1 protein-coding gene is annotated in these 1402 nt (G+C 72.0%); it reads left to right on the forward strand.

Annotated features, from left to right (window positions below; translation table 11 throughout):
* Positions 1-59: 59 nt before the first annotated feature.
* Entirely contained in the window at positions 60-1355 is a 1296-nt protein-coding gene (gene glyA, locus RISW2_RS22860; RefSeq protein ID WP_043775741.1) for a serine hydroxymethyltransferase, read from the forward strand.
* The last annotated feature ends 47 nt before the right edge of the window (positions 1356-1402 follow it).

Consider the following 1402-nt stretch of genomic DNA (forward strand, 5'->3'; position numbering starts at 1 on the left):
CGTCGGCGCGCCGCAGTCGCGCCGCGACCGCACTGACCGCAACCATCGGGAGGTCCCCCATGAACGCCCCGCACCGCGACACCGGCTTTTTCAGCGAGAGCCTTGAGAGCCGCGATCCCGAGATCTTCGCCGCGATGACGCGCGAGCTCGGGCGGCAGCGCGACGAGATCGAGCTGATCGCGTCCGAGAACATCGTCTCCCGCGCCGTGCTGGAGGCGCAGGGCTCGGTGATGACCAACAAGTACGCCGAGGGCTATCCGGGGCGGCGCTATTACGGCGGCTGCGACTGGGTCGACGTGGCCGAGGAGTTGGCGATCGACCGCGCGAAGCGGCTGTTCGGCTGCGGCTTCGCCAACGTGCAGCCGAATTCCGGCTCGCAGGCCAACCAGGGCGTGTTCACCGCGCTGCTGCAGCCCGGCGACACGATCCTCGGCATGAGCCTCGACGCGGGCGGCCACCTGACCCACGGCGCGGCGCCGAACCAGTCGGGCAAGTGGTTCAACGCGGTGCAGTACGGCGTGCGGCGGGACGACAACCTCATCGACTACGACCAGGTGGCGGCGCTCGCGGCGGAACACCGGCCGCGCATGATCATCGCCGGCGGCTCGGCGATCCCGCGGGTCATCGACTTCGCCCGGATGCGCGAGATCGCCGACAGCGTGGGCGCGTGGCTGCTCGTCGACATGGCGCATTTCGCGGGGATCGTGGCGACCGGCGACTATCCCTCGCCGTTCCCGCACGCCCACGTGGCCACCACGACCACGCACAAGACCCTGCGCGGGCCCCGCGGCGGCATGATCCTGACCGACGACGCGGCGCTGGCGAAGAAGTTCAACTCGGCGATCTTCCCCGGCATCCAGGGCGGCCCGCTCATGCACGTGATCGCGGCCAAGGCGGTGGCCTTCGGCGAGGCGCTGCGCCCCGAGTTCCGCACCTACATGCGGCAGGTCGTGGCGAACGCGCAGGCGCTCTCGGCGCGGCTCGTGGCGGGCGGGCTCGGCACCGTCACCGGCGGCACCGACACCCATCTCGTGCTCGTCGACCTGCGCCCCAAGGGCGTGAAGGGCAACGCGACCGAGAAGGCCCTCGGGCGCGCGCACATCACCTGCAACAAGAACGGCGTGCCCTTCGACCCCGAGAAGCCGACGGTGACCTCGGGCATCCGCCTGGGCTCGCCCGCGGGCACCACCCGCGGCTTCGGCACGACCGAGTTCGAGCAGGTGGCCGACTGGATCGTCGAGGTGGTCGACGGCCTCGCCGCCCATGGCGAGGACGGCAACGCCGCCGTCGAGCGCAAGGTCCGCGACGAGGTCGCCGCCCTCTGCGCCCGCTTCCCGGTCTATCCCGGCCTCTGACCCTCCCCACCCCGCGGCGCCCCGACAGGCGCCGCGGACCGCAGGGC

The organism is Roseivivax isoporae LMG 25204, assembly GCF_000521865.1.
Classification (GTDB): domain Bacteria; phylum Pseudomonadota; class Alphaproteobacteria; order Rhodobacterales; family Rhodobacteraceae; genus Roseivivax; species Roseivivax isoporae.